The 20,345-nt window shown below is 33.7% G+C and carries 19 protein-coding genes; 17 read left to right on the top strand and 2 right to left on the bottom strand.

Translation table 11 applies throughout. The features are described from left to right. The first annotated feature begins 31 nt into the window (after positions 1-31). From rbfA to HMPREF9402_RS01030, 17 genes are all read left to right on the top strand, one after another. A complete protein-coding gene (rbfA, locus tag HMPREF9402_RS01110; protein WP_006783233.1) occupies positions 32-385 on the top strand; it encodes a 30S ribosome-binding factor RbfA in 354 nt (117 codons plus the stop codon). Between the two features lie 123 nt (positions 386-508). Beyond that, positions 509-964, top strand: a complete 456-nt coding sequence (locus HMPREF9402_RS01105; RefSeq protein WP_009606220.1) for a DUF4362 domain-containing protein — start codon at positions 509-511, stop codon at positions 962-964. 306 nt (positions 965-1,270) lie between these two features. Beyond that, complete coding sequence (gene uvrC / locus HMPREF9402_RS01100; RefSeq protein WP_009606216.1) at positions 1,271-3,052, top strand: excinuclease ABC subunit UvrC; 1,782 nt, start codon at positions 1,271-1,273, stop codon at positions 3,050-3,052. A 127-nt stretch (positions 3,053-3,179) separates the two neighbouring features. Then, complete coding sequence (locus HMPREF9402_RS01095) at positions 3,180-3,392, top strand: helix-turn-helix domain-containing protein (RefSeq protein WP_006783230.1); 213 nt, start codon at positions 3,180-3,182, stop codon at positions 3,390-3,392. Between the two features lie 188 nt (positions 3,393-3,580). Further along, a complete protein-coding gene (locus tag HMPREF9402_RS01090; protein ID WP_006783229.1) occupies positions 3,581-4,678 on the top strand; it encodes an exonuclease domain-containing protein in 1,098 nt (365 codons plus the stop codon). 138 nt (positions 4,679-4,816) lie between these two features. Further along, a complete protein-coding gene (locus tag HMPREF9402_RS01085) occupies positions 4,817-5,827 on the top strand; it encodes a GerMN domain-containing protein (RefSeq protein ID WP_006783228.1) in 1,011 nt (336 codons plus the stop codon). A 52-nt stretch (positions 5,828-5,879) separates the two neighbouring features. Further along, entirely contained in the window at positions 5,880-6,590 is a 711-nt protein-coding gene (gene rph / locus HMPREF9402_RS01080; RefSeq protein ID WP_006783227.1) for a ribonuclease PH, read from the top strand. Positions 6,591-6,604: 14 nt separating this feature from the next. Next, positions 6,605-7,198, top strand: coding sequence for an XTP/dITP diphosphatase (locus HMPREF9402_RS01075; RefSeq protein WP_006783226.1), 594 nt, complete (start codon positions 6,605-6,607; stop codon positions 7,196-7,198). Positions 7,199-7,207: 9 nt separating this feature from the next. Then, positions 7,208-7,717: a metallophosphoesterase gene (locus HMPREF9402_RS01070; protein ID WP_006783225.1), complete on the top strand. Its 510-nt coding sequence runs from the start codon at positions 7,208-7,210 to the stop codon at positions 7,715-7,717. Between the two features lie 21 nt (positions 7,718-7,738). Then, a complete protein-coding gene (locus HMPREF9402_RS01065; protein WP_006783224.1) occupies positions 7,739-8,665 on the top strand; it encodes a tetratricopeptide repeat protein in 927 nt (308 codons plus the stop codon). Positions 8,666-9,332: 667 nt separating this feature from the next. Beyond that, complete coding sequence (locus tag HMPREF9402_RS01060; protein ID WP_009606222.1) at positions 9,333-9,815, top strand: GNAT family N-acetyltransferase; 483 nt, start codon at positions 9,333-9,335, stop codon at positions 9,813-9,815. A gap of 589 nt (positions 9,816-10,404) precedes the next feature. After that, positions 10,405-10,974 carry a GNAT family N-acetyltransferase gene (locus tag HMPREF9402_RS01055; protein ID WP_006783222.1) on the top strand — a complete coding sequence of 190 codons (570 nt, stop codon included), beginning with the start codon at positions 10,405-10,407 and terminating at the stop codon, positions 10,972-10,974. 99 nt (positions 10,975-11,073) lie between these two features. Next, on the top strand, positions 11,074-11,580 hold the full coding sequence (locus HMPREF9402_RS01050; protein WP_006783221.1) for a hypothetical protein: 507 nt from the start codon (positions 11,074-11,076) through the stop codon (positions 11,578-11,580). 343 nt (positions 11,581-11,923) lie between these two features. Continuing rightward, positions 11,924-12,598, top strand: coding sequence for a hypothetical protein (locus tag HMPREF9402_RS01045; RefSeq protein ID WP_006783220.1), 675 nt, complete (start codon positions 11,924-11,926; stop codon positions 12,596-12,598). Positions 12,599-12,756: 158 nt separating this feature from the next. Then, complete coding sequence (locus tag HMPREF9402_RS01040; RefSeq protein WP_009606218.1) at positions 12,757-15,156, top strand: type IA DNA topoisomerase; 2,400 nt, start codon at positions 12,757-12,759, stop codon at positions 15,154-15,156. Positions 15,157-15,848: 692 nt separating this feature from the next. Further along, on the top strand, positions 15,849-17,159 hold the full coding sequence (locus tag HMPREF9402_RS01035; protein WP_009606217.1) for a conjugated bile salt MFS transporter: 1,311 nt from the start codon (positions 15,849-15,851) through the stop codon (positions 17,157-17,159). Between the two features lie 654 nt (positions 17,160-17,813). After that, positions 17,814-18,677 carry a LysR family transcriptional regulator gene (locus HMPREF9402_RS01030; protein WP_006783217.1) on the top strand — a complete coding sequence of 288 codons (864 nt, stop codon included), beginning with the start codon at positions 17,814-17,816 and terminating at the stop codon, positions 18,675-18,677. Here the strand turns inward: HMPREF9402_RS01030 and HMPREF9402_RS01025 are convergent. Beyond that, the gene (locus HMPREF9402_RS01025; RefSeq protein ID WP_006783216.1) at positions 18,674-19,240 is read right to left on the bottom strand and encodes a chromate transporter; all 567 of its coding nucleotides are present in this window, start codon (positions 19,238-19,240) and stop codon (positions 18,674-18,676) included. The two genes, HMPREF9402_RS01030 and HMPREF9402_RS01025, sit on opposite strands and share 4 nt — an antisense overlap. A gap of 4 nt (positions 19,241-19,244) precedes the next feature. Then, entirely contained in the window at positions 19,245-19,838 is a 594-nt protein-coding gene (locus tag HMPREF9402_RS01020) for a chromate transporter (RefSeq protein WP_006783215.1), read from the bottom strand. Positions 19,839-20,345: the final 507 nt, after the last annotated feature.

Here is a 20,345-nt window from a genome sequence, read left to right as displayed (position 1 = left end):
CATTGTATTTTAGATAAAAAGGGTGATTTGGATGTCACGCATTAGAGTGCAGAAAATTTCAAAACAAATCGAACGTGATGTAACTGATATCATCATGAACGAGATTAAAGATACAAAAATAGGATTTGTAACAGTTACAGGAGCAGAAGTGACTAATGACTTATCATTCTGTAAAATTTACTATTCAGTCCTTGGTGGAGAAAATCGTCGTGAAGCTGCGACTAAAGCATTAATTCGCTCAAAAGGATTTATCCGCTCAGAATTAAGTAAACGATTATCAATCCGTAAAGTGCCTGAATTGATTTTTGAAATTGATGAATCAATTGAATATGGTAATAAAATTGACACGATGTTAAATGAGTTACGTCGTCAAGGTAAAATGTAGTCATGAAAAGGTGCCTTCTTTTAGAAGGCACCTTTTTTATAGTTTAAAACTTAAGATCCCCTTGTTTTCGACATTGAAAAAATGATAAAATAACATGATAACTGACAAAATAGGTGAGAAAAAATGGCGAAAAAAATAATTATGGGGATTTGTATTAGTATCATTTTAGCAGGATTTAGTTGGTTCTTTATAAATGGAGAATTTGATTCATCTGCTATCACGGTATCATCATATGATATAGTAGTCGGAACAGAAGCTGGAGATGTCATTCAGCAAGGTGATACCATTATTAACTTAGCAAGACTAGAAGAATTTTATAAAAATATACGACGAGAAATCGATGATGAAATGACGATTGCGATTGTCCATTCTCAACATAACATTGATTTATACGAATTAATCTTTGAGAACAATCAATTGAAGCTTTATTATGATATTGCTCAAGATGAACAAGGACGAAAGGAATATAAAATTAAAATCTATCAATCCATTAAAAAGATTTTAAAAGGAAATCAAGTGATTTATAAATTAGTAAATGAAAATGAAGAACGTCCGTTTTTAGCTTATAATTTGAAATAATCATTAACATATTCGGAGATATAAGTCCAACTAAGTTTTTCAAACTTAGACAATGTTTAGTTTATGCCCCTATTGGTTGAGGATAGCACTTCGTAGGCAGGTATCCCCTATACAATGTCACCCCACCAAAGATGGAAATAAATCGTGTGGTGGGACCCTATTACCAAAAAGATTTAGCAACTAAGACTCTTAATTTATTTATGAATTATATCTCTATTTCAAGATAGACTAATCCTAGAATCTTTGTTAGTATAAAAACTATCGAAATCCTAGGATTTTTTAGTAGAATTAAAAGGTGGGACCTGAATGAATCAATTAATTAAAGATAAGTTAGCCATCCTTCCGATGAATCCTGGTTGTTATTTGATGAAAGACGCCAAAGGACAAGTCATCTATGTTGGAAAAGCGAAACGTTTAAAAAATCGCGTTAAATCTTATTTTATTGGAACTCATAATGGGAAGACAGCACGATTAGTTCGTGAAATTGTCGATTTTGAATACATTATTACCTCTAGTGAACTCGAAGCCCTAGTTCTTGAAATCAATCTGATTAAAAAATATGATCCAAAGTACAATATCATGTTGACGGACGATAAACATTATCCGTATATTAAAATTACAAACGAGGTCCATCCTCGCCTAGTGACAACCCGTAAAATTAAAAAAGATGGAGGTAAATACTTTGGTCCATATCCCAATGCTCGTGCCGCGAATGAAACCATTCGGTTATTAAATAAATTATATCCGTTACGAAAATGCCATACGATTCCTCAAAAGGTTTGTTTATATTATCATATTCATCAATGTTTAGCACCTTGTGAATTTAAGATAACACCAGAAGACTACAAACCGTATATTGAACAAATTACACGTTTTTTAAAAGGTGATTATTCCGATGTTAAAAAAGATTTAGTGAGTCGAATGGAAGAAGCAGCTGAAAAGTTAGAATTTGAGCGAGCGAAAGAATACCGAGATTTAATCGCGAACATTGAAGCGACCGTTGAGAAACAAAAAATGACGATGAATGATTTTATTGATCGAGATGTGTTTGGATATTATACGATGAATGGATTAATTTGTGTCCAAGTTTTCTTCATTCGTCAAGGAAAGGTCATTGAACGTGAAGTGTCTATTTTTGATGGCATTGAAGATACAGAGGAAGCTGTTTTAACGTTTATCGGTCGCTTTTATCAAGGCAATAATTTAAAACCGAAAGAAATTTTTATTCCAGCAACACTCAATCAAGAGTTATTAAGTCAATTATTAGATATCAAAGTCATTGTTCCAAAAATTGGTGATAAAAAAGAATTAGTTGAACTAGCCATGAAAAATGCTGAAATGGCATTAAGTGAAAAACTCCAATTAATTGAAAAACAAGAAGAGAGAACCTTAAAAGCAGTTGAACGGTTAGGAGAAGTGTTAAATATTCCAACACCACATCGAATTGAAGCATTCGATAACTCCCATCATCAGGGGATGGATGCCGTCTCAGCGATGGTTGTGTTTACAGATGGACGCCCGGATAAAAAACAATACCGAAAATATAAAATTCAAACAACATCGGATGGAGATGACTATCAAGCAATGCGAGAAGTCATTTATCGCCGTTATTTTAAAGTATTAAATGAAGATTTGCCAGCCCCAGATTTAATTGTTATTGATGGTGGAAAGGGACAAGTGGCTATTGCACAAGAGGTTCTCTCTTCCTTAAATATGACCATCCCCGTCGTTGGACTGGTTAAAGATGAGAAACATAGAACATCATTCTTACTAGATGGGCGTGATATGGAAGAAATAAAACTTCCGACACGTTCAAATGTCTTCCAACTTTTAACGCGTATTCAAGATGAAGTCCATCGCTTTGTCATTGGATTTCATCATCAGTCGGCTCAAAAGCGAACGCTAACGTCTATTTTAGATGAAATTCCAGGTGTTGGGCCGAAACGTAAACGATTATTAATTCAAAATTTTGGAACACTTGAACGAATGGTCGAAGCAGATGAACAAGATTATTTAAAACTTGGCTTTCCTGCTGAAGTCATCCGTAGAATTAAGACGTTTATCGCCGAAGAAATACAGAAAAAATAGTCACTTGGACCACTCAATTTATATCACTATTCCCCTACAAAAACATAAGATATACTAGATACAGGCTCACTTAAGAGCCGTATCGCTCGAGGATAATGACTACCTCAAAAGAATGGGGGTAGAAAGGTTGAACAAAGGTCAGTCAATTTTAACTAAACGTGAACAAGAAATTTTCAATTTACTTGTTAGAAATATGACAACAAGTGAAATTGCTGAAGAATTGAAAATCAGTGAAAAAACAGTTAGAAATCATATCTCAAATGTTATTCTAAAATTAAATGTCAAAGGACGCTCACAGGCCATTATTGAGCTTTTGAAATTGGGTGTCATTGAGTTATAAAAAATCACCACCAGCTACTGGTGGTGATTTTCATTACCACTAAAATAGATGGATTATCATTCACTTCCTTTAAAAAGGTTTGAACGCGAGTAGATTAAAGCCAAAAAGTGTATTATAATAAAAGGGAATAGAGAAATCACGCTAAGTGATAACAATATCATATTTTTCTAAGATGATGAATTTGTTTGATGGAAGTGGTAATCATGCTCGGACATACCGGAGTTATTTTAAAAATAAATATGAATGACTATAAAATATGGATTAATGAAACGTGTTTTTCTTATGAAAATAAATTACATGTGACCAACTCAATGATTGGACAAACCGTTCAGTATAGCTTAAACCAAACGGGAATGATTAATCATCTTGAATTAGTCGTTCAAAAAACCAAAGAGTTAAAAGGAAAAATTCAGTCGATGAATTTATCAATTCCTCGAATTTCTTTGCACACCGATGGACAACTTTTACATTTTTACGTGCCACATCGATACTTAGAACTGGTGAAACGTCACTTTAAACCAGGGGATTTTATGCATTTTTCTTATAATCCAACCGAATTTAAACTGGGAAAAGCATCTTATTTTGTGATTACAGGAATCAAAAGTGATCCACGTAAAAAGATGGCGAATCCTCAACAAGTCAAAAATGAATTGAGACAGACCATTAATTTATTAATGGACTCCCCTTTTTATGCCTTTTTAGATTTAGAATTTTCAATGAGTGGACCTGAATATCGTGGAACTAAATTCATACCGGAAATTATTCAATTTGGATTAATCATAGCCGATGCCGAGGGAAATCTCGTGGAAAAATTCTCAGCGTATGTAAAACCAACAATCTTCCCACAAATTTCAGGTAAAACACAAGAATTTTTAAAAATTACAGATGCATCTGTCGCATATGGCATTACTTATTTAGAGTTTTATGGTTACATTAAAGAAGTCATTGCACGATATAACCCATTATTTATTGTATGGGGTGTTTCTGATGGATTTATTTTGGAAAACTCATATGTGATTAATGGAGTAAAACCTTTATTTGAGACCAATCAATTAATCGACCTACAACGCATTCATCGACAATATTACCAAATCGGGCAAGATATTGGGCTATATAATGCCATTCGAAGTTATGAAATTTTAACTGGGACGCAAATTCATGATGCGATTGTCGATGCTTTAGTTTTACATAATATTTTTTATAAGTTTAAATCGATTATTTTGGCGAATGAGCAGTATCCATTTAAGGAAAACTATCAAAATATCATGAATAATCGCTTAGGTTAGTTCAAAAAAGATAACTTTTTATCAAAACAAATGAGGAAATGACAAGTATTCACGACTCATTGGTTTGATGGATAGAATGGTTATCTTTTTTTTTATACCCTCATATAGTTAGATATAAATTCAAGCGAGGTGAAAGCAATGAAAACGAATTGGTTGAAAAAATTGACACTACCAGTCTTAGCCATGGCATTCGTCTATTACTTAACAAAAAGTGGAGAAGACCCAGCGACCAAAAACTTAGTTCAAAACATTACGAATCAACAAAGTACATTACAAACAAGTGAAATCAGTGAAGACTGTTACGAAGTTTACGCTCTTCATGATTCAGGGTATATGGTTAAAACATATGTTGAAAAAGGGGAAGAAACAGATCAAGTTCAAGCGGTATTCGATTTATTAACCATTAAATCAAATCAATTACCACTTAAAACGACATCTTTGATTTCACCGATGACTGTGCTAAATGACTATACCCTAAACGATGGAACCTTAACGTTAGATTTATCAAAAGAATTCCTTAACTATGATGCTAGTCAAGAGCAACAAGTTGTTGAATCTTTAGTCTGGAGCTTTACTAGCCTTGAAGGTGTAGATCGTGTTAAATTTGAAATTGATGGACAACCCGTTTCCAATCTAAATGGAACCCTAGCTGTTGAACGTGGTCTGACTCGCCAAATGGGAATAAACCTAGAAATGGATACGAATAATTTAGATAACACACAACTAGTGACGCTATATTTCATGACAGACGACACTCAAAACGGATTACTTGTTCCAGTCACACGATTAATCCCTAGTAGCGTAGATCCAGTGAATTATGCCATCGACTCATTAATCCAGGGATCAGTGGGGGGTGAGTATATCAGCGTCTTTGATAACCAAACGACATTAATGACAGAACCAGTGATTGAAAATGGAGTCATTACGCTTAACTTTAGTTCAGATTTATACTATGACAATAACCAAACCGTTGTTTCTTCTTTAATGCATGAACAGTTAGTCATGACCTTAACAGAATTCGATGGAATTGAAGCTGTCTCAGTTTTAATCGATGGAAACTCAAAAATTGTTGATGATACTTTACGTTCAGTTGCTATTCCAACAAGTCGTAATATTTTTGAACCTGTAAATGACGCCATATCAAAATAGAATATGTTATAATGAATAAGACAGTTTCAAAACAACAAGCAGGTGATAAAACATGAGAACTAATGAACGTAAAAATAATGAACTAAGACCCGTCGAATTCATTCCAAATTATATTATGCATCCAGAAGGAGCTGTTTTAATTTCAGTTGGAAACACAAAAGTGATTTGCACTGCAACGATTGAAAATAAATTACCCCCTTTTATGCGAGGACAGGGAAAAGGTTGGATTACAGCTGAGTACTCTATGTTACCACGCGCGACGAATACACGTAATGTTCGAGAATCAGCTCGTGGAAAATTATCAGGTCGTACGATGGAAATTCAACGTTTAATCGGTCGTTCTTTACGTGCCGCTGTTGATTTAGAAAAACTAGGTGAACGTACGATTTGGATTGACTGTGATGTGATTCAAGCAGATGGTGGAACACGTACAGCGTCTATTACAGGATCAGTTGTGGCAATGAAATTAGCTTTCGATAAATTAGTAGCAGAAGGTGTTTTAAAAGAATCTCCTCTTAAAGAACATTTAGCGGCAATCTCAGTTGGAATCAAAGATGGTGAAGTCATTTTAGACTTAGACTACGAAGAAGATTCAAGTGCAGAAGTCGATATGAATGTGATCATGACTGAGAGCGGACAATTTGTTGAAATCCAAGGAACAGGTGAAGAGGCGACGTACTCACATGCTGAGTTATTACAAATGCTTGACGTTGCAAGCCAAGGAATTAAACAATTAATTGAAGCTCAAAAACAAATCGGTTAATAGGAGACTAAAATATGAAAGAAGTCATCATTGCGACACAAAACAGTGGAAAAGCAAAAGAATTTGAACATATTTTCAATCGTTATAACATTCAAGTTAAATCATTACTCGATTTAGGTGACGTCACTGAAATCGAGGAAAATGGTGAGACATTTGAAGAAAACGCCTTAATCAAAGCGCGTGAAATAGCAAAAAAATATAAAAAATTAGTCATTGCAGATGACTCAGGGCTAGAAGTTGATGCCTTAAATAAACGCCCAGGTGTTTATAGTGCTCGTTATGCTGGAGAAGATCGTGATGACGCCAAAAACATTGATAAAGTCTTAACAGAGCTTGAAGGGATAGAAGAAAAAAATCGTAGTGCCCGTTTCGTTTGTGCCCTTGCTCTTGTCACAGAAAATGGTGAAGAATACGTCGTTCGAGGAGAGTGTGAAGGTCAAATTTTAACACATCGCCAAGGAAACGAAGGGTTTGGATACGATCCAATCTTCTATCTACCATCCATCCAAAAAACAATGGCCGAGATTCCAAAAAGCGAAAAAAACGTCTTAAGTCATCGTGCGGATGCCTTCAAGAAGTTAGAAAATGTCTTAATGGATTTAATGTAGGAGACGGATATGTTACTTGTCATTGTAAGTGATAGCCATGGCGATACAAACGCTTTATCATTAATACGTGAGCGCCACCTTTTAGACGCTGACCTACTTATTCACTGTGGAGATTCGCAGTTACCTGCAAATCATCCGTTATTAAACGAATATCTGAGTGTTTTAGGAAACTGTGATTTTGATAAAAACTTATTAAAAGAACGCATCGAACCTCTTACACTTGGTGCTCGTTTATTCATAACGCACGGGCATCTATACGACGTTAAATATTCATTAACAAGACTTTATTATCGTGCACGAGAATTGGATGCTAACATCGTATGTTATGGTCATTCTCATTGCATCGGGGCAGAAATGGTAGACGGCATTTTATTTATGAATCCTGGAAGTGTTGTCTTACCAAGAAATACAAAAGAAAAAACATATGCCTTACTAGAGATTAGTGAGACTTCATTTGAACTGAGCTATCATGAAGTTCAAAGTGGTAAAGTATTAGTCAAAGAAAGCTTTAAACGATAGAAAAGAAAGGTAGGGGGTCTAATGCAGGAAAATTATCAATATTATCTAAATCAAAAAGCGGTGGCTTCGCATTATTTAGAATTAGGAAATGTTTTGAAAGCATTAGAGCATTTTAATAATGCCTACCATACATCATTTGGGACAGAAGATTTAGATTTAATGTTAGACTTAGCATTTTTATATGATGAAATCGATGATCGTAAGAAAGCACTTGAATTATTTTATGAGATGATTAAAATCGACAGTGAATTTCCAACCTCTTATTATGGAATCGCTACGATCTATGATGATGATGAAGAGTATGAAAAAGCAATTTATTATTATCAAAAAACAATCGAGCTTGATCCAGAATACGAAGCAGCACATTTTTTCTTAGCTAACATTTATGACGAAACAGATGAAATTGAAAAAGCGATTTATCATTATGAAAAGACACTAGAACTTGATCCAAACTATTTTTATGCCTATATTAATCTGGGATGTATTTATGAAGCTCAAAATCAAAACTTAAAAGCTTACCATTATTTTTATAAAGCCTATAGTCTTGATCCAACAGATTACACGGCATTATTTAATTTAGGAGTCGTTTGTCGTAAGTTAAATCAAGTCAAAGAATCGATTCGCTATTACCGTAAGTCGCTGCAAAGTAATCCTGAGTATTCGTTTACCTATTTAAATTTAGCTATTTTATATAAAGAAGAATATCATGACTATTTAGAAAGTATTAAAATTTATACAGAAGGGATTCAATATAATCCAAATGTATCCGTTTTATATTATAATCGTGCTTGTTGCTATGCGTTAATGGAAAACAAAGAAGCGGCACTTGAAGATTTAATCATTGCTAATCAACTGAGCCCAAGCTTATTAGAATATATGGAAAAGGATGACGAACTGGTACAAGTTCGTCAAATGCCAGCCTATCAAAATGCTTTTAGTGTGAAATAAGACCGTTCTTTTACCGGTCTTATTTTTTTATTCTCAGTCATAATAGCTGTGGATAAATGAATCGTAACAGGTTATGGAATTGGCAAGTTAGATGATAATGCTATTTGAGGGTAAAGTCTTAAAACATGAACGAAAAGAAGTAAAATATGAGAAGGCTTACTTCGAAATATCGGTTATAATTTGAATCGTTTCTGAATAAAAATAGAAAAGTAAAATAAATGGAGGGGAAACATGAATTTTGTCGTTCTATCTGATTGCCATAGAAACCTGCCAGCACTACAGGTCATTATGGGAGTATTAAAAAGTTGCCCTCATGCATGATGCTATGTAAGAAGATGGAACCTTTAAAGCCATTGAGAAGGATAACTCACCACAGGCGTTAGATGGGTTATTTAAAGAGATTGATACTGATTTGATTTTCTATGATCATTCACATCAAAAGTATGATGTAAATGTCGGTGCGAGTGGTTATATTAAAAGTAATCAGACGCATGATACGAGGTTGAGGTTTCAAGAGGATGGCTATGAGATTAATGTCAGATAGGTAAGTTATGAAAAACATAAGACATTAGAAAAAATGGATGAACTCAACCTGCTAGAATGCGAGTTTATGAAAGCCGTCTTTTTCTAAAAAGAGAGAATAATTCAATGAAAAAGGAGAGAAAAAATGAAACTAATGACTCATGCTTTAACAGAAGATCAAGCAAAAGTGATTGCAAGTTGGCGATATGAGGGAAAGTATGCTCTTTATAATTTACCAACTTGGGATGAGATGAAGGCGCAAAACTACGCACTTTGCGATGCAGTGAAACGCCAACGTTTCTTAGGATTTTCGCAGGAGGAGGGTGAGCTCATCGGTTTTATTAACTTACTTTGTGAAGAGGATCATGTGTTCTTTGGCATGGGCGTGCACCCTGATTATTGTAATCAAGGTTTTGGACGAGATATCATTGCGTACGCCATTAAGGAGAGCCAAAAGCGCCATGCTAATTTGCCACTTTTACTTGAGGTACGAACTTGGAATGAACGTGCCATTAGATGCTACCAGTCACAAAATTTTAAGATTATTGAGAAAAAGAAACAAGAAACCTACTTAGGACTCGGGGAGTTTTATGTCATGAAATATGAACATGACGATGAAATTTGTTAATTAAGTGGACGCTAATCTTAACTAGAAAGAATCGTTAGATTGTCGAATCATAGACCCTCTCTCATATGAATGATTTTAAGCAGACATCTCTTTCCTAGAGGTGTTTTTTTGTTTATTTTATAATAGGTATGGATAACTTTAAGGGTGGAATTTATTCAGAATGAGATTTAAGGCCTACTTCAAAAGCATAGACTGTTAGGATGAAATTAAAGCATTTGATGAGGGAGGTACTTCTTTTCAGTTGGTTAAAAATGGGGGTTATAGTGATTCGAAAATAATATCCATTAGTTACCCAAAAATATGAAACGTGAATCTTACTTCTATGGAGTGAAGTTAAAAGATTGAAAAGCTGAACAGATGATTCTGTTTTATGAGGTATCAAGGAGTCAGAGTTACGAACTTAGCATGATTCATCGCATTTATCAAAGAAAAGTCCCATTAAAAGAAGATCTTAGCTTTCATTTACGAATCAAATATCATTTCCATTAAATGACGGCAATAAGTCTTTTGAGAATGGGAATTATCGTGTTTTAATAATGTGTGTGGATAACTTATATGGTATAATAAGGAAAATCAGAGGAGGGATAGAATGTTAAATCATACAGGAACAAAAGTGATTGAAACACCAAGGTTAATCTTAAGACCATTCAAGATCAGCGATGCGTCTATGATGTATCAAAACTGGGCATCAGACGATGAAGTCACAAAATATTTAACGTGGCCAACGCATAGCGATATTTTCGTAACGAAGACCATTTTACAGATGTGGGTAGAGGGGTATAAAAATAAGGACTACTATCAATGGGCAATCGAGTTAAAGAAAACAGGTGAAGTGATTGGAAGTTTGAGTTTATTCAATATTAATAATCATGATGAAAATGCTGAAGTGGGATATTGTATTAGTCGTGATTATTGGAATCAGGGGATTGTAACTGAAGCTTTTAATGGCTTAATTAAACTAGCGTTTGAAGAGATTGGCTTTGCTCGTCTAACTGCGCGTCATGATGTGTTAAATCCGGCTTCTGGACGCGTGATGGAAAAATGCGGTCTTACCTATGAAGGAACACTTCGTAAAATTTCAAAAAATCAAGCAGGACAACTCGTCGACTGTAAATATTATTCGATTTTAAAAGAGGAATATGATGAGAAGCAGTTTTAATTTGAGAACCAATGATTAGCGATTAGGATAAGGAATGATCATTTTCAATGAGAGATGAGGGGAAACTTTCATCATTTTACTTACTTGGAGGAAGAAAAAATGAAAAAAATTATGGTAATTGGATGCTGCGGTAGCGGGAAATCAACCTTATCAAAACAACTCGCTAAAAAACTAAAATTACCACTTGTTCATCTAGATGTGTTAAATTGGTGTGGAAATTGGGAATGTGTTCCGCAAGAGACGTTTGATTCGTTACTATTAGAAGAGTTACAAAAAGAAGAATGGATTATTGAAGGCAATTACAATCGAACGATTCCAATGCGTCTAGAATATTGTGATACGGTGATTTACTTAGATTATTCAAGGTGGACGTGCTTATTAGGAGTTTTAAAACGTGTTATCAAAGGTTATGGAAAAACTCGTTCTGATATGGGGGGGAATTGTCCTGAAAGACTTGATTTCGAATTTTTAAAATTCGTATGGAACTTTAACCAAAATAATCGAGAACGCTACTTAAAACTATTAAGTGAACAATCTGATAAAAACGTGATTATTCTTCGTAATCGAAAAGAAGGTGCCACGTTTCTTAAAGAGATGATTGGATGAAAAATCGGATTGGAACCTCATTCAGGAGACGCTGAAACGACAGGATTTTGTGAGCAGGAGAGAAAAATTTAGCTCTTTATAATGGCCTGTATGGAGAACAAACCATTTGTTGCTAACGTCAGCGAATTGGTTAATTTCTAATTGTTATCACATCAAGTTAAGATGTCCTAAGTTTTACGATTAATCATGCGTTCAAACAAGAAGGATAGCCATTGGCTATCCTTTTAATCTATAAAAAGAATAGCTTCTATAATCAATAGAAACTATTTAAGGATAGAATGAATTTTTTTCTAAAACATGGTATTATGTGATGAGGATAAATAAAAGATAAAGGGGGATGGGAATGAATCAAAAACAAGTTATTTGTTATGTGATATTAGCTCTAATGTTTATCTTAGCCGGCTCTAGCAATGAAATACCGGATACATGTGTCGACCGAATTTTTGTTCCGCTACACGGGGCGAATTGGTCATTTCATTATGCCGGAATATTTTTGATGATCATTATTTATACCTGTTTTAAACAGCTTAATCTCCAAAAAGAGAATGCTTTTTTCAAAACAAGATGGCGACGTATCATAGCGACTTTTTTGTTTTTGAATCTTAGCACTCATACTGCAAATCTCACTGTCCAACTGTATAAAAGCTTTTCATCTGATTTAAGTTCGATTTATTTAAATCGTCAGGAATCTCATGTATCTGTGAATGGCCGTGAAACAGAGCTTAAGTTAGAGGGACAACTAGAACTGAAAAACTGTTCAAATGAAGAACAATGGTTTTACTTAACTATTACAATGCCAACGTTTGTGGAAGAGGCAGTCGGAATGAAAGATGTTATAATTAATCAAGCGTTTAATCTTCCGGCCAAAACCAAGCAAAGAATAACGATTGATGAAACTTTTAATATTCAAATGTCACCCTATTATTCCTTTAATTCTAACGCTTACGAATACACGTTATTCAATGAAAAAAGTGAAATCATTTTTAAAGGTAGCTTTGATCAGTATTTATTTCATTAATCAGCATCGGTGGCATCCCTTAAATCAAGAGATGCTTTTTTGATAGGTATCAAATGAAACTTTAAAATTTCAATGTGAAATTTTTGATTATCAGTGATATAATATTCTTCTGTGTTTAAAAAACAAAAGGATACGTTTAAAAAAGGAGGCGGTTCAACATGGCGAGAGCTTTATTGATTGCTGAAAAACCGTCATTAATGAGAGAAGTTCAGGCTGTTTATAAAATGATGAATTTTCCGGACCAAATTGATTTTAAATCATTTCGAGGGCATACGATGACGTTGCTTGCACCGGGTGATTATACACCGGAGTGGGAAAAGTGGGATTTAAAAACATTGCCGATGATTCCATCAAAATTTAAATATAAGGTCATTGAAAATGGTGATTATTTCAACATTTATCAAGATATTAAGAAAACAATTGAATTGGGAAACTATGATTATTTGATTAACTGTTGTGACCCGGGGCGTGAGGGACAATTAATATTTCACTCGGTTTATGAAAGCTTAGGTTGTCGTTTGCCTGTGAAACGTTTTTGGAATAATGGAATGACAGAACAGGCGATTATGGATGCCTTAAATCACATGGAAGATGATTTGAATACCCCACGTTTAAAAAATATGATTCATGCGAGTAAATTAAGAGCTGATTTTGATTGGCTCATTGGGATGAATTTTACGCGTGCCTTTTCAATAGGGGCTAATCAACGTAAAGCTTTACCACTTGGACGTGTGATGACGCCCGTATTAAATATGATTGCACAGCGTGAGATGGAGTTAAAAGATTTTAAACCGAAGCCATTTTGGGAAATTGAAGCTGATTTTGGTGAGTATAAAGGAACGTATTTCGATCATGATAATGAAAATGAAACGAAGTTTTTTGATAAAGAAAAAGCGGATGCGTTAATTCAAAGCTTACCGAATGTAGGAATGATTGAAAAGGTTGAAAAAAAGGTGGAGAAGAAATACGCTCCAAGTTTGCATTCATTGGCTGATTTGCAACGCGAGGCAAATAAGGTGTATAGTTTTACGATGTCTGAAACATTAGACATTGTTCAAGAACTCTATGAAGCTAAATACTTATCTTATCCGCGTACTGATTCAGCGTATATCACACAAGATGAAGCGAAGCGATTCCCGCAACTATTGGCGGCGATTAAAGAGATTCCGGATGTTTTGAAGTATGTACAGCCGATTTTAGATGAAGCGGGAGTCATCGAGAAAACGGCAAGAAATAAAAAGTATGTTGATGATAGTAAGGTTAGTGATCACTACGCCATCATTCCAACAGGGAAACCAGTAGATTTTAATCGCTTAAGCAAACGACAACAACAAATTATGAGTTTAGTAGCCAAGCGTTTTGTGGCTATTTTTATGCCTCCAAGTGTCGTGAATAAAACATCGGTGATTACAAATTGTAGTGGACGAAAATTTAAGACAAATGGAAATGAAGTCGTTGATAAGGGATATACTGTTTTATATAAAACCAAATTTAGTGAAAATAGTTTGCCATCACTTTTAGAAAATCAGCCGGTTTCTTTAACCGAAACAACACTAATAGAGAAGGCCACAACTCCCCCAAGCCGCTATAACGATGCCACGATTCTTGAGGCAATGATTAATGCGGGACGTTTTCTAGAGGATAAAGATTTAAAAGATGTTTTAAAATCGAGTGAAGGAATTGGAACTCCGGCAACGCGTGGTTCGATTATTGAAAAATTAATTAATTTAAAAATGATTGAACGTAAAAAGAAAACGTTCTATGCCACTGATTATGGAATTTCAATCATTCAAAATTTAAACGGGCATCTCGTTGCTTCTCCTGAATTAACAGCACAGTGGGAACAAAAATTAAAATCAATTGAAGCTTGTCAGCTAGAACCGATGACGTTTTGGCATGAAATGATTGAGTATATTAAAGTTGCCACAGAAGAGTTTAAACAAATGACGTATCAAATTCATGGAGTAGCAGCGACGTATACAAACTCTGAAATTAAGTTGATTGGAAACTGTCCAAAATGCGGTCAGAAGGTAGCGGCAGGTAAAAATTATTATTATTGTACGGAGTATAAAAAAACGTGCGATTTTATTAGTGGGAAAGCGATTCTTGGCACGAAAATTTCAGAAGCCAATATGAAAAAAATTCTTCAAGGAAAACCAAGTAATATCCTAACCTTTAAAAAAGTAGAGGCGAATGGTGAGAAAAAAACATGGAAAGCAGCCGTGATTTATAGTGCTGAAAAACAACAAGTGGTTTTCCATTTTGAAGATGAAGGACCTAAAGTTCCAACCAAACAATTGCATTTAAAGTGTCCGAGCTGTGGAAATACATTAAATGAAACAGGGAACTTTTATATGTGCCCTGAATATAAAAAAAGCTGTCAATTTATTATCGGAAAAACCTATTTTGGTGCTCCGATTTCCATTGAAAATGTGGAGCAAATGTTAAGGGGGCAGACAACGGAACCAAAACAAGTCACCTTCACCGATGGAACGGTTGCTCAGGGGGTTTTATATCTCGATGTTCCAACGAAAAAAATGAAATTTAAACGAATATAAAAATAAACGAAAATCATCAATTTTCTAAATAAAAAAGATTAATCTCAACTTAGTCAGTAGTTACGACAGTCAGATTAATCTTTTTTATTATGTTGCTCTATTTATAATCAGCCAGCAGAAGTTAAACAATGTTAAATATGGAGCGAGAATACTTACCAATCAAGAGGGAAATAATCCACTATTAAGAGGCAAGCGAGAGCTATTATTAAAAATAAATATATCTTATATAATTATTATTATTAAATTTCGCTCTGTTAGATAGTCAGGTTGAAATCTACATCGTTTATTTTAAATTAGTAAATCTATTCTAGTAACAAAAAAGTTGTTTAGTTTAGAGTTGACCATCCCATGGGGATCTTGAGATTAGTGTGGCATGAAAAGATTCAATAGCTATCTTTTGTAAGTACAACCTTCATTGTTAAAAAATCGAATGAGATGAAGGTCGATTCGCATGAAATCGTGGAATGATATTACTTTAATTTTCTAGAACTTTATTCTATACTCTTAAATCCTATTTAGAAATTTTTCGTCATATTTAATTTGATATATATCAATTGAAAATACATTTTTTTACTCTTATTGTTAAAACTATAATTAATTGAAATAATTTATTTAAATCATAAATATTTCAATGGATAGCGTATTTACTTGATAAAAAATATGTCGGTTTTAATGAAGGAGGAATTTAACTTATGAGTACTCTCAATAATAACAAACAACATAAATTCTTTTATGGGTGGGTCATTGTTGCAGCATGTTTACTTATTCAAGCCATACCATTTGGAGTCGCCTCTAACTTACCCCCTACTTTTACAAACTATGTTGTTAATGGAGAAGGGTTTAGTTATGCATCCTTTACCCTAATCTTTACGATTGGGACTGTTGTATCTGCTATTTGTTCGCCTTTTATAGGAAAAATATTTACTAAAGTCAATGTTAAACTATTATTTATCATCGGTTCTATATTTGTCGGCGGTGGATTTATGTTATACTCACTAGCTGGCAATAAACTAATTGCTTATTATATAATAGCTGCCATCGTTCAAGTCGGAAATGCTATTGTTTCTGCAATTGGAGTTCCTACACTGATAAATGCCTGGTTTAAGGTTAATAAGGGGAGAGCACTTGGGATTGCCTTCTGCGGTGGAGGAATAGGTAATATAGTTCTTCAAACGTTAGCAGGTAAATGGTTAACTGACCCAAATATAGGATATAAAGGAGCTTATTTAAGATTTGGACTCATCGCACTAATTGGTTCATTATTAATCTCTATATTTCTTGTCAGATTGCCTAAATCAGCAGATGAATTAGCCGCAAATGCTCCTAAGAAAAAATTAGAAGGGCAAGAAGATGTAGCCCATCATATAAGTTGGGGATATACAGTAGGTGAAACAACTAAAATGCCTCAATTTTGGCTAATAGCGGCTTCTTTTATCTTCATCGGATTCTATGTTAGTGGATTTGCTTTACAATTCATTCCTTATTTCCAAAGCTTAGAAGAAAAGAAAATATTACTGATTTCATCAGCTACATTAGCCTCTATGTTCGGATTATTTTCGATCTTTGGTAACATTTTGGGTGGGATTCTTTTTGATAAACTAGGATTATCAAAATCATTCCTATTGGCCGGAACTTTAGTCATTATAGCAGGGTTATGCTTATTATTTGTCGGAAAAATAAATGCACTTGGATACCTCTTTACAGGTGCATTCGGAATCTCAATGTTTTCTTATGTCATGGGACCTTCCTATATGACAAGCTCACTATTTGGAGATCGAGACTATGGATCTATTCTTGGATTTATCCAATTATTCTTTGCCGTTGGCTTTGCTGTCGGTACCCCAATTTTCAGTCTTATTTTAGAGAAGGCAGGATGGGCAACAGCATGGACTTCTTCGATTATATTTGCTGTTATTGCGTATGCAGGACTATTAATTGCTTCTTTATCTATACTTAAAATGAATAAAGAAAAAAATGTTCGTGAAACGAAAAGAATTTCTTAATAAAAAAATATTTTAGAGCGATTATCAAAGAAAAACCATTATCTCAAATCAGATTTAATCTGAACTCAGATAATGGTTTTTCTTTTGTACAATTTCTTTGCAACAATTGTGAGCGGGGGCCTGTTCCCTTTAAGGGATATTATCCTCGATGAATACAGGTGATGAAGGTGGAGATGAGTATCCACTTTCTATTAAATTTTGATTACGATAAGCGGTTTGAATTTAGAAAGCTTTTGGTATAATTCTATATGAACTAAAAAATTAAATTAAACGTATCAAGTTGACTAAAGTATAAGATTTTTCACGTTTTCTGATTAAATATATTTATTCATTTAATTAAGTATCTTTTTCTGTTGGAGTCTAAACTGATTAATTTAATACTGTCAATTAAGAAGTCATGATGATCACAAAAATGAATAGCACTGAAAATTACAACTTGCACAGATGGACTCTAATGTTAATATAAGAGTGTAGTCTATGGTTGTATTTAAAAGAGATGCCTGATCGATTCAATTTTTATTATTTCTATAAGATGGATTCGCAGACATCTAAGATAAAAGAAATTCATGAATAGAGTTATCGGGATATATGAAAGCTTAAAGAGTCAATGTTTTTTATAAAGGGTTTAAGTTTATGATAGGAGGAGTAGATAGTATGAGCATTAGACATTTGCGAATTTTTATCATGGTTGCATCACTTAAGAATATGAGTGCAGCGGCAGAGAAGTTGTTCATTACACAACCATCGGTTAGCCAAGCAATTAAAGAAATTGAACATTATTATGGAGTGAAATTATTTGAGCGTTTATCAAAAAAGTTATATTTGACAGAAAGTGGAGAGTATTTATTAAGATATGCAACTCATATTGTTCAATCCTTTGATGAGATGGAAACGATGATGAAGAATAAATCGGACAATATTGCTTTGCGTATTGGAGCATCTATTACTGTAGGAAGTTGTTTGTTAAATCATATTCTGGATGATTTAGAAGAAGAAAATAATAAAATAACAACGCAGATTTATGTTCGTAATACAAAGGAAATTGAAAAAATGTTATTAGATAGTGAACTAGATGTTGCCTTAGTTGAGGGAACCGTGACCAGTAAAGATTTGATTTCGAAACCTGTTTATCAGGATAAGTTAATTATGGTAGTTGGAAAAGGGCATAAATTTTATAATCGAGATGAAATTAGTATTGAAGAACTTCAAGGAGAGGCTATTATTTCTCGTGAAGAGGGAAGTGGAAGTAAAACAATTTTTGATAATATTCTGAAAAGTAATCAGATAGAAGTCGATATTAAATGGAGTAGTACAGATACGGGGGCAATTAAGGATGCAGTACTGGAATCAAGAGGATTAGCTGTGTTATCTCGTCTTATGGTAGAGCGAGAATTGAAAAAAGGTACACTCCATGAAGTTTCTCTAAAAGAAGTATCTATGTTTAGAGAAATATTTGTCGTGTACCATAAAAATAAATTTATGTCTAAATCTTTAAAATGTTTTTTAGAGATTCTTTAAAAAATCATATAGATGATTGTTCCAATTAGACCTGATCCGAAAATAACTGGAATTGGACTTAACTTGAATTTACGAAGAGCAACTAAACCTCCTACGAATAAAGCAAATTCAACAATACGGAAGTTAGATAAGATAATTTCATGTTTCTCAGCTTGGAATAATGCTAATGTTAAAATAGATAAACCTGCTGATGAAATTAGTGAAACAACAGCTGGACGTAAACTAGATAAGATTGTTTGAACGCCTGAGAAGTTACGATATTTGTAGTAAAAGTGCGCAAGTGTTAAACAGATAATAAACGATGGAATAATAACCCCTAAAGTACAAATAAGTGCACCAGGTAATCCATTTAATTTTGTTCCAACAAATGTTGCAGCATTGATTGAAATAGGACCAGGTGTCATTTCAGCAATAGTTACTAAATCGGCGAATTCAGGAAGGGTCATTAACCCTTGGATATTAACAATTTGGTTTTGAATTAATGGGAGTGCTGCATATCCACCACCTACACTAAATAAACCGACTTGAATAAAACTCAAAAATAAAATCCAGATAATATTCATTAATCTACGCCCCCTCTATACCTTGTTTTTTAGATTTTTTTAAATCGATAAAAAGATTTAAAAAGCCAATTGCAAGACATAAGAAAATAACTGTCATTGCACTAATATCAAGTACGTAAGTCATAATGAACGTAATGACCATTAATGAAATATATACCGCATTTTTGGTTTTAATAACATTTTGAGCCAATTTGATAACAACATCACAAATAACGGCAGCTACTCCTGCGCGCATTACCATTAATGCCGTTGCGATCACTTTACTTTCTCTAAATTGTGTATAGAATAATGAAATAATTGAGATAATGACAATTGGTGGAATTGAAGTTCCAACAATTGCAACGATTGAGCCTAAAATTCCTTGCATACGATATCCTAAAATGACAGATGCATTAATTGGGATAGGTCCAGGCGAAGATTGTGCAATAGCTGTAATATCAAGCATTTCATCTTCTTCTAACCAGCCTAATTCTTCAACAAATTTCTTTTTCATTAACGAGACAATAACGAAACCTCCACCAAATGTTGAAGCACTTAAAATGAAGGTAGATTTAAATAATTCCCATAAGATTTTCCAATCCTTTTTTTTATTGTGCATCTTAAACTCTCCTTATTAAAGTATTTATTTTTTACAATAATTAGTATACGATTTATTATTCTATAAGTTAAATACATATATATTATTAAATATATAAGTAAATACCTATGGTAAAAAATATTAAGAAGTGGTGGAAAATCATCATTGTTTGTTTGAATACGAAGGATAAACGACTAATCTTAAAGTAAATGAGAGATTAGATATCAAGTTGTTAAATCATCTGACTAGAAGAAAAAGGTTATTTCTAACGGACTAAGTGATGGATTAGCCGATTAGCTTATCTTATTTTTGGCTAAATGTAATCGTAATTGTGTTCGTGGGAGGGGTGACTGTCACCATGGATACAATTTCATCATTAGATTACAGTTTATAGTAGGACTTTCTAACCTTGAAATATAGGATAAAAAGAATTGAAATCACTGATCATAAAAAAAACATATCTAACCTCAGAATGAGTTTCTGTTCTTAGATATGTTTTTTTATGTAAATATTACGTATGAGAACTTG

This window comes from Turicibacter sp. HGF1, from assembly GCF_000191865.1.
Lineage (GTDB): Bacteria > Bacillota_I > Bacilli_A > MOL361 > Turicibacteraceae > Turicibacter > Turicibacter sanguinis.
The sequence above is the reverse complement of the archived record's forward strand: the minus strand, read 5'-3'. Positions and strand labels throughout refer to the sequence as shown.

What these genes read in the sequence shown, in the direction of transcription:
- HMPREF9402_RS01085 (WP_006783228.1), top strand. Translation starts at nt 4,817, where the DNA reads ATGAAAACGAATTGGTTGAAAAAATTGACACTACCAGTCTTAGCCATG.
- HMPREF9402_RS01040 (WP_009606218.1), top strand. Translation starts at nt 12,757, where the DNA reads ATGGCGAGAGCTTTATTGATTGCTGAAAAACCGTCATTAATGAGAGAA.
- HMPREF9402_RS01050 (WP_006783221.1), top strand. Translation starts at nt 11,074, where the DNA reads ATGAAAAAAATTATGGTAATTGGATGCTGCGGTAGCGGGAAATCAACC.
- HMPREF9402_RS01105 (WP_009606220.1), top strand. Translation starts at nt 509, where the DNA reads ATGGCGAAAAAAATAATTATGGGGATTTGTATTAGTATCATTTTAGCA.
- HMPREF9402_RS01055 (WP_006783222.1), top strand. Translation starts at nt 10,405, where the DNA reads ATGTTAAATCATACAGGAACAAAAGTGATTGAAACACCAAGGTTAATC.
- HMPREF9402_RS01065 (WP_006783224.1), top strand. Translation starts at nt 7,739, where the DNA reads ATGCAGGAAAATTATCAATATTATCTAAATCAAAAAGCGGTGGCTTCG.
- HMPREF9402_RS01070 (WP_006783225.1), top strand. Translation starts at nt 7,208, where the DNA reads ATGTTACTTGTCATTGTAAGTGATAGCCATGGCGATACAAACGCTTTA.
- HMPREF9402_RS01030 (WP_006783217.1), top strand. Translation starts at nt 17,814, where the DNA reads ATGAGCATTAGACATTTGCGAATTTTTATCATGGTTGCATCACTTAAG.
- uvrC (WP_009606216.1), top strand. Translation starts at nt 1,271, where the DNA reads ATGAATCAATTAATTAAAGATAAGTTAGCCATCCTTCCGATGAATCCT.
- HMPREF9402_RS01020 (WP_006783215.1), bottom strand. Translation starts at nt 19,838, where the DNA reads ATGCACAATAAAAAAAAGGATTGGAAAATCTTATGGGAATTATTTAAA.
- HMPREF9402_RS01045 (WP_006783220.1), top strand. Translation starts at nt 11,924, where the DNA reads ATGAATCAAAAACAAGTTATTTGTTATGTGATATTAGCTCTAATGTTT.
- HMPREF9402_RS01090 (WP_006783229.1), top strand. Translation starts at nt 3,581, where the DNA reads ATGGAAGTGGTAATCATGCTCGGACATACCGGAGTTATTTTAAAAATA.
- HMPREF9402_RS01025 (WP_006783216.1), bottom strand. Translation starts at nt 19,240, where the DNA reads ATGAATATTATCTGGATTTTATTTTTGAGTTTTATTCAAGTCGGTTTA.
- rph (WP_006783227.1), top strand. Translation starts at nt 5,880, where the DNA reads ATGAGAACTAATGAACGTAAAAATAATGAACTAAGACCCGTCGAATTC.
- HMPREF9402_RS01060 (WP_009606222.1), top strand. Translation starts at nt 9,333, where the DNA reads ATGAAACTAATGACTCATGCTTTAACAGAAGATCAAGCAAAAGTGATT.
- rbfA (WP_006783233.1), top strand. Translation starts at nt 32, where the DNA reads ATGTCACGCATTAGAGTGCAGAAAATTTCAAAACAAATCGAACGTGAT.
- HMPREF9402_RS01075 (WP_006783226.1), top strand. Translation starts at nt 6,605, where the DNA reads ATGAAAGAAGTCATCATTGCGACACAAAACAGTGGAAAAGCAAAAGAA.
- HMPREF9402_RS01035 (WP_009606217.1), top strand. Translation starts at nt 15,849, where the DNA reads ATGAGTACTCTCAATAATAACAAACAACATAAATTCTTTTATGGGTGG.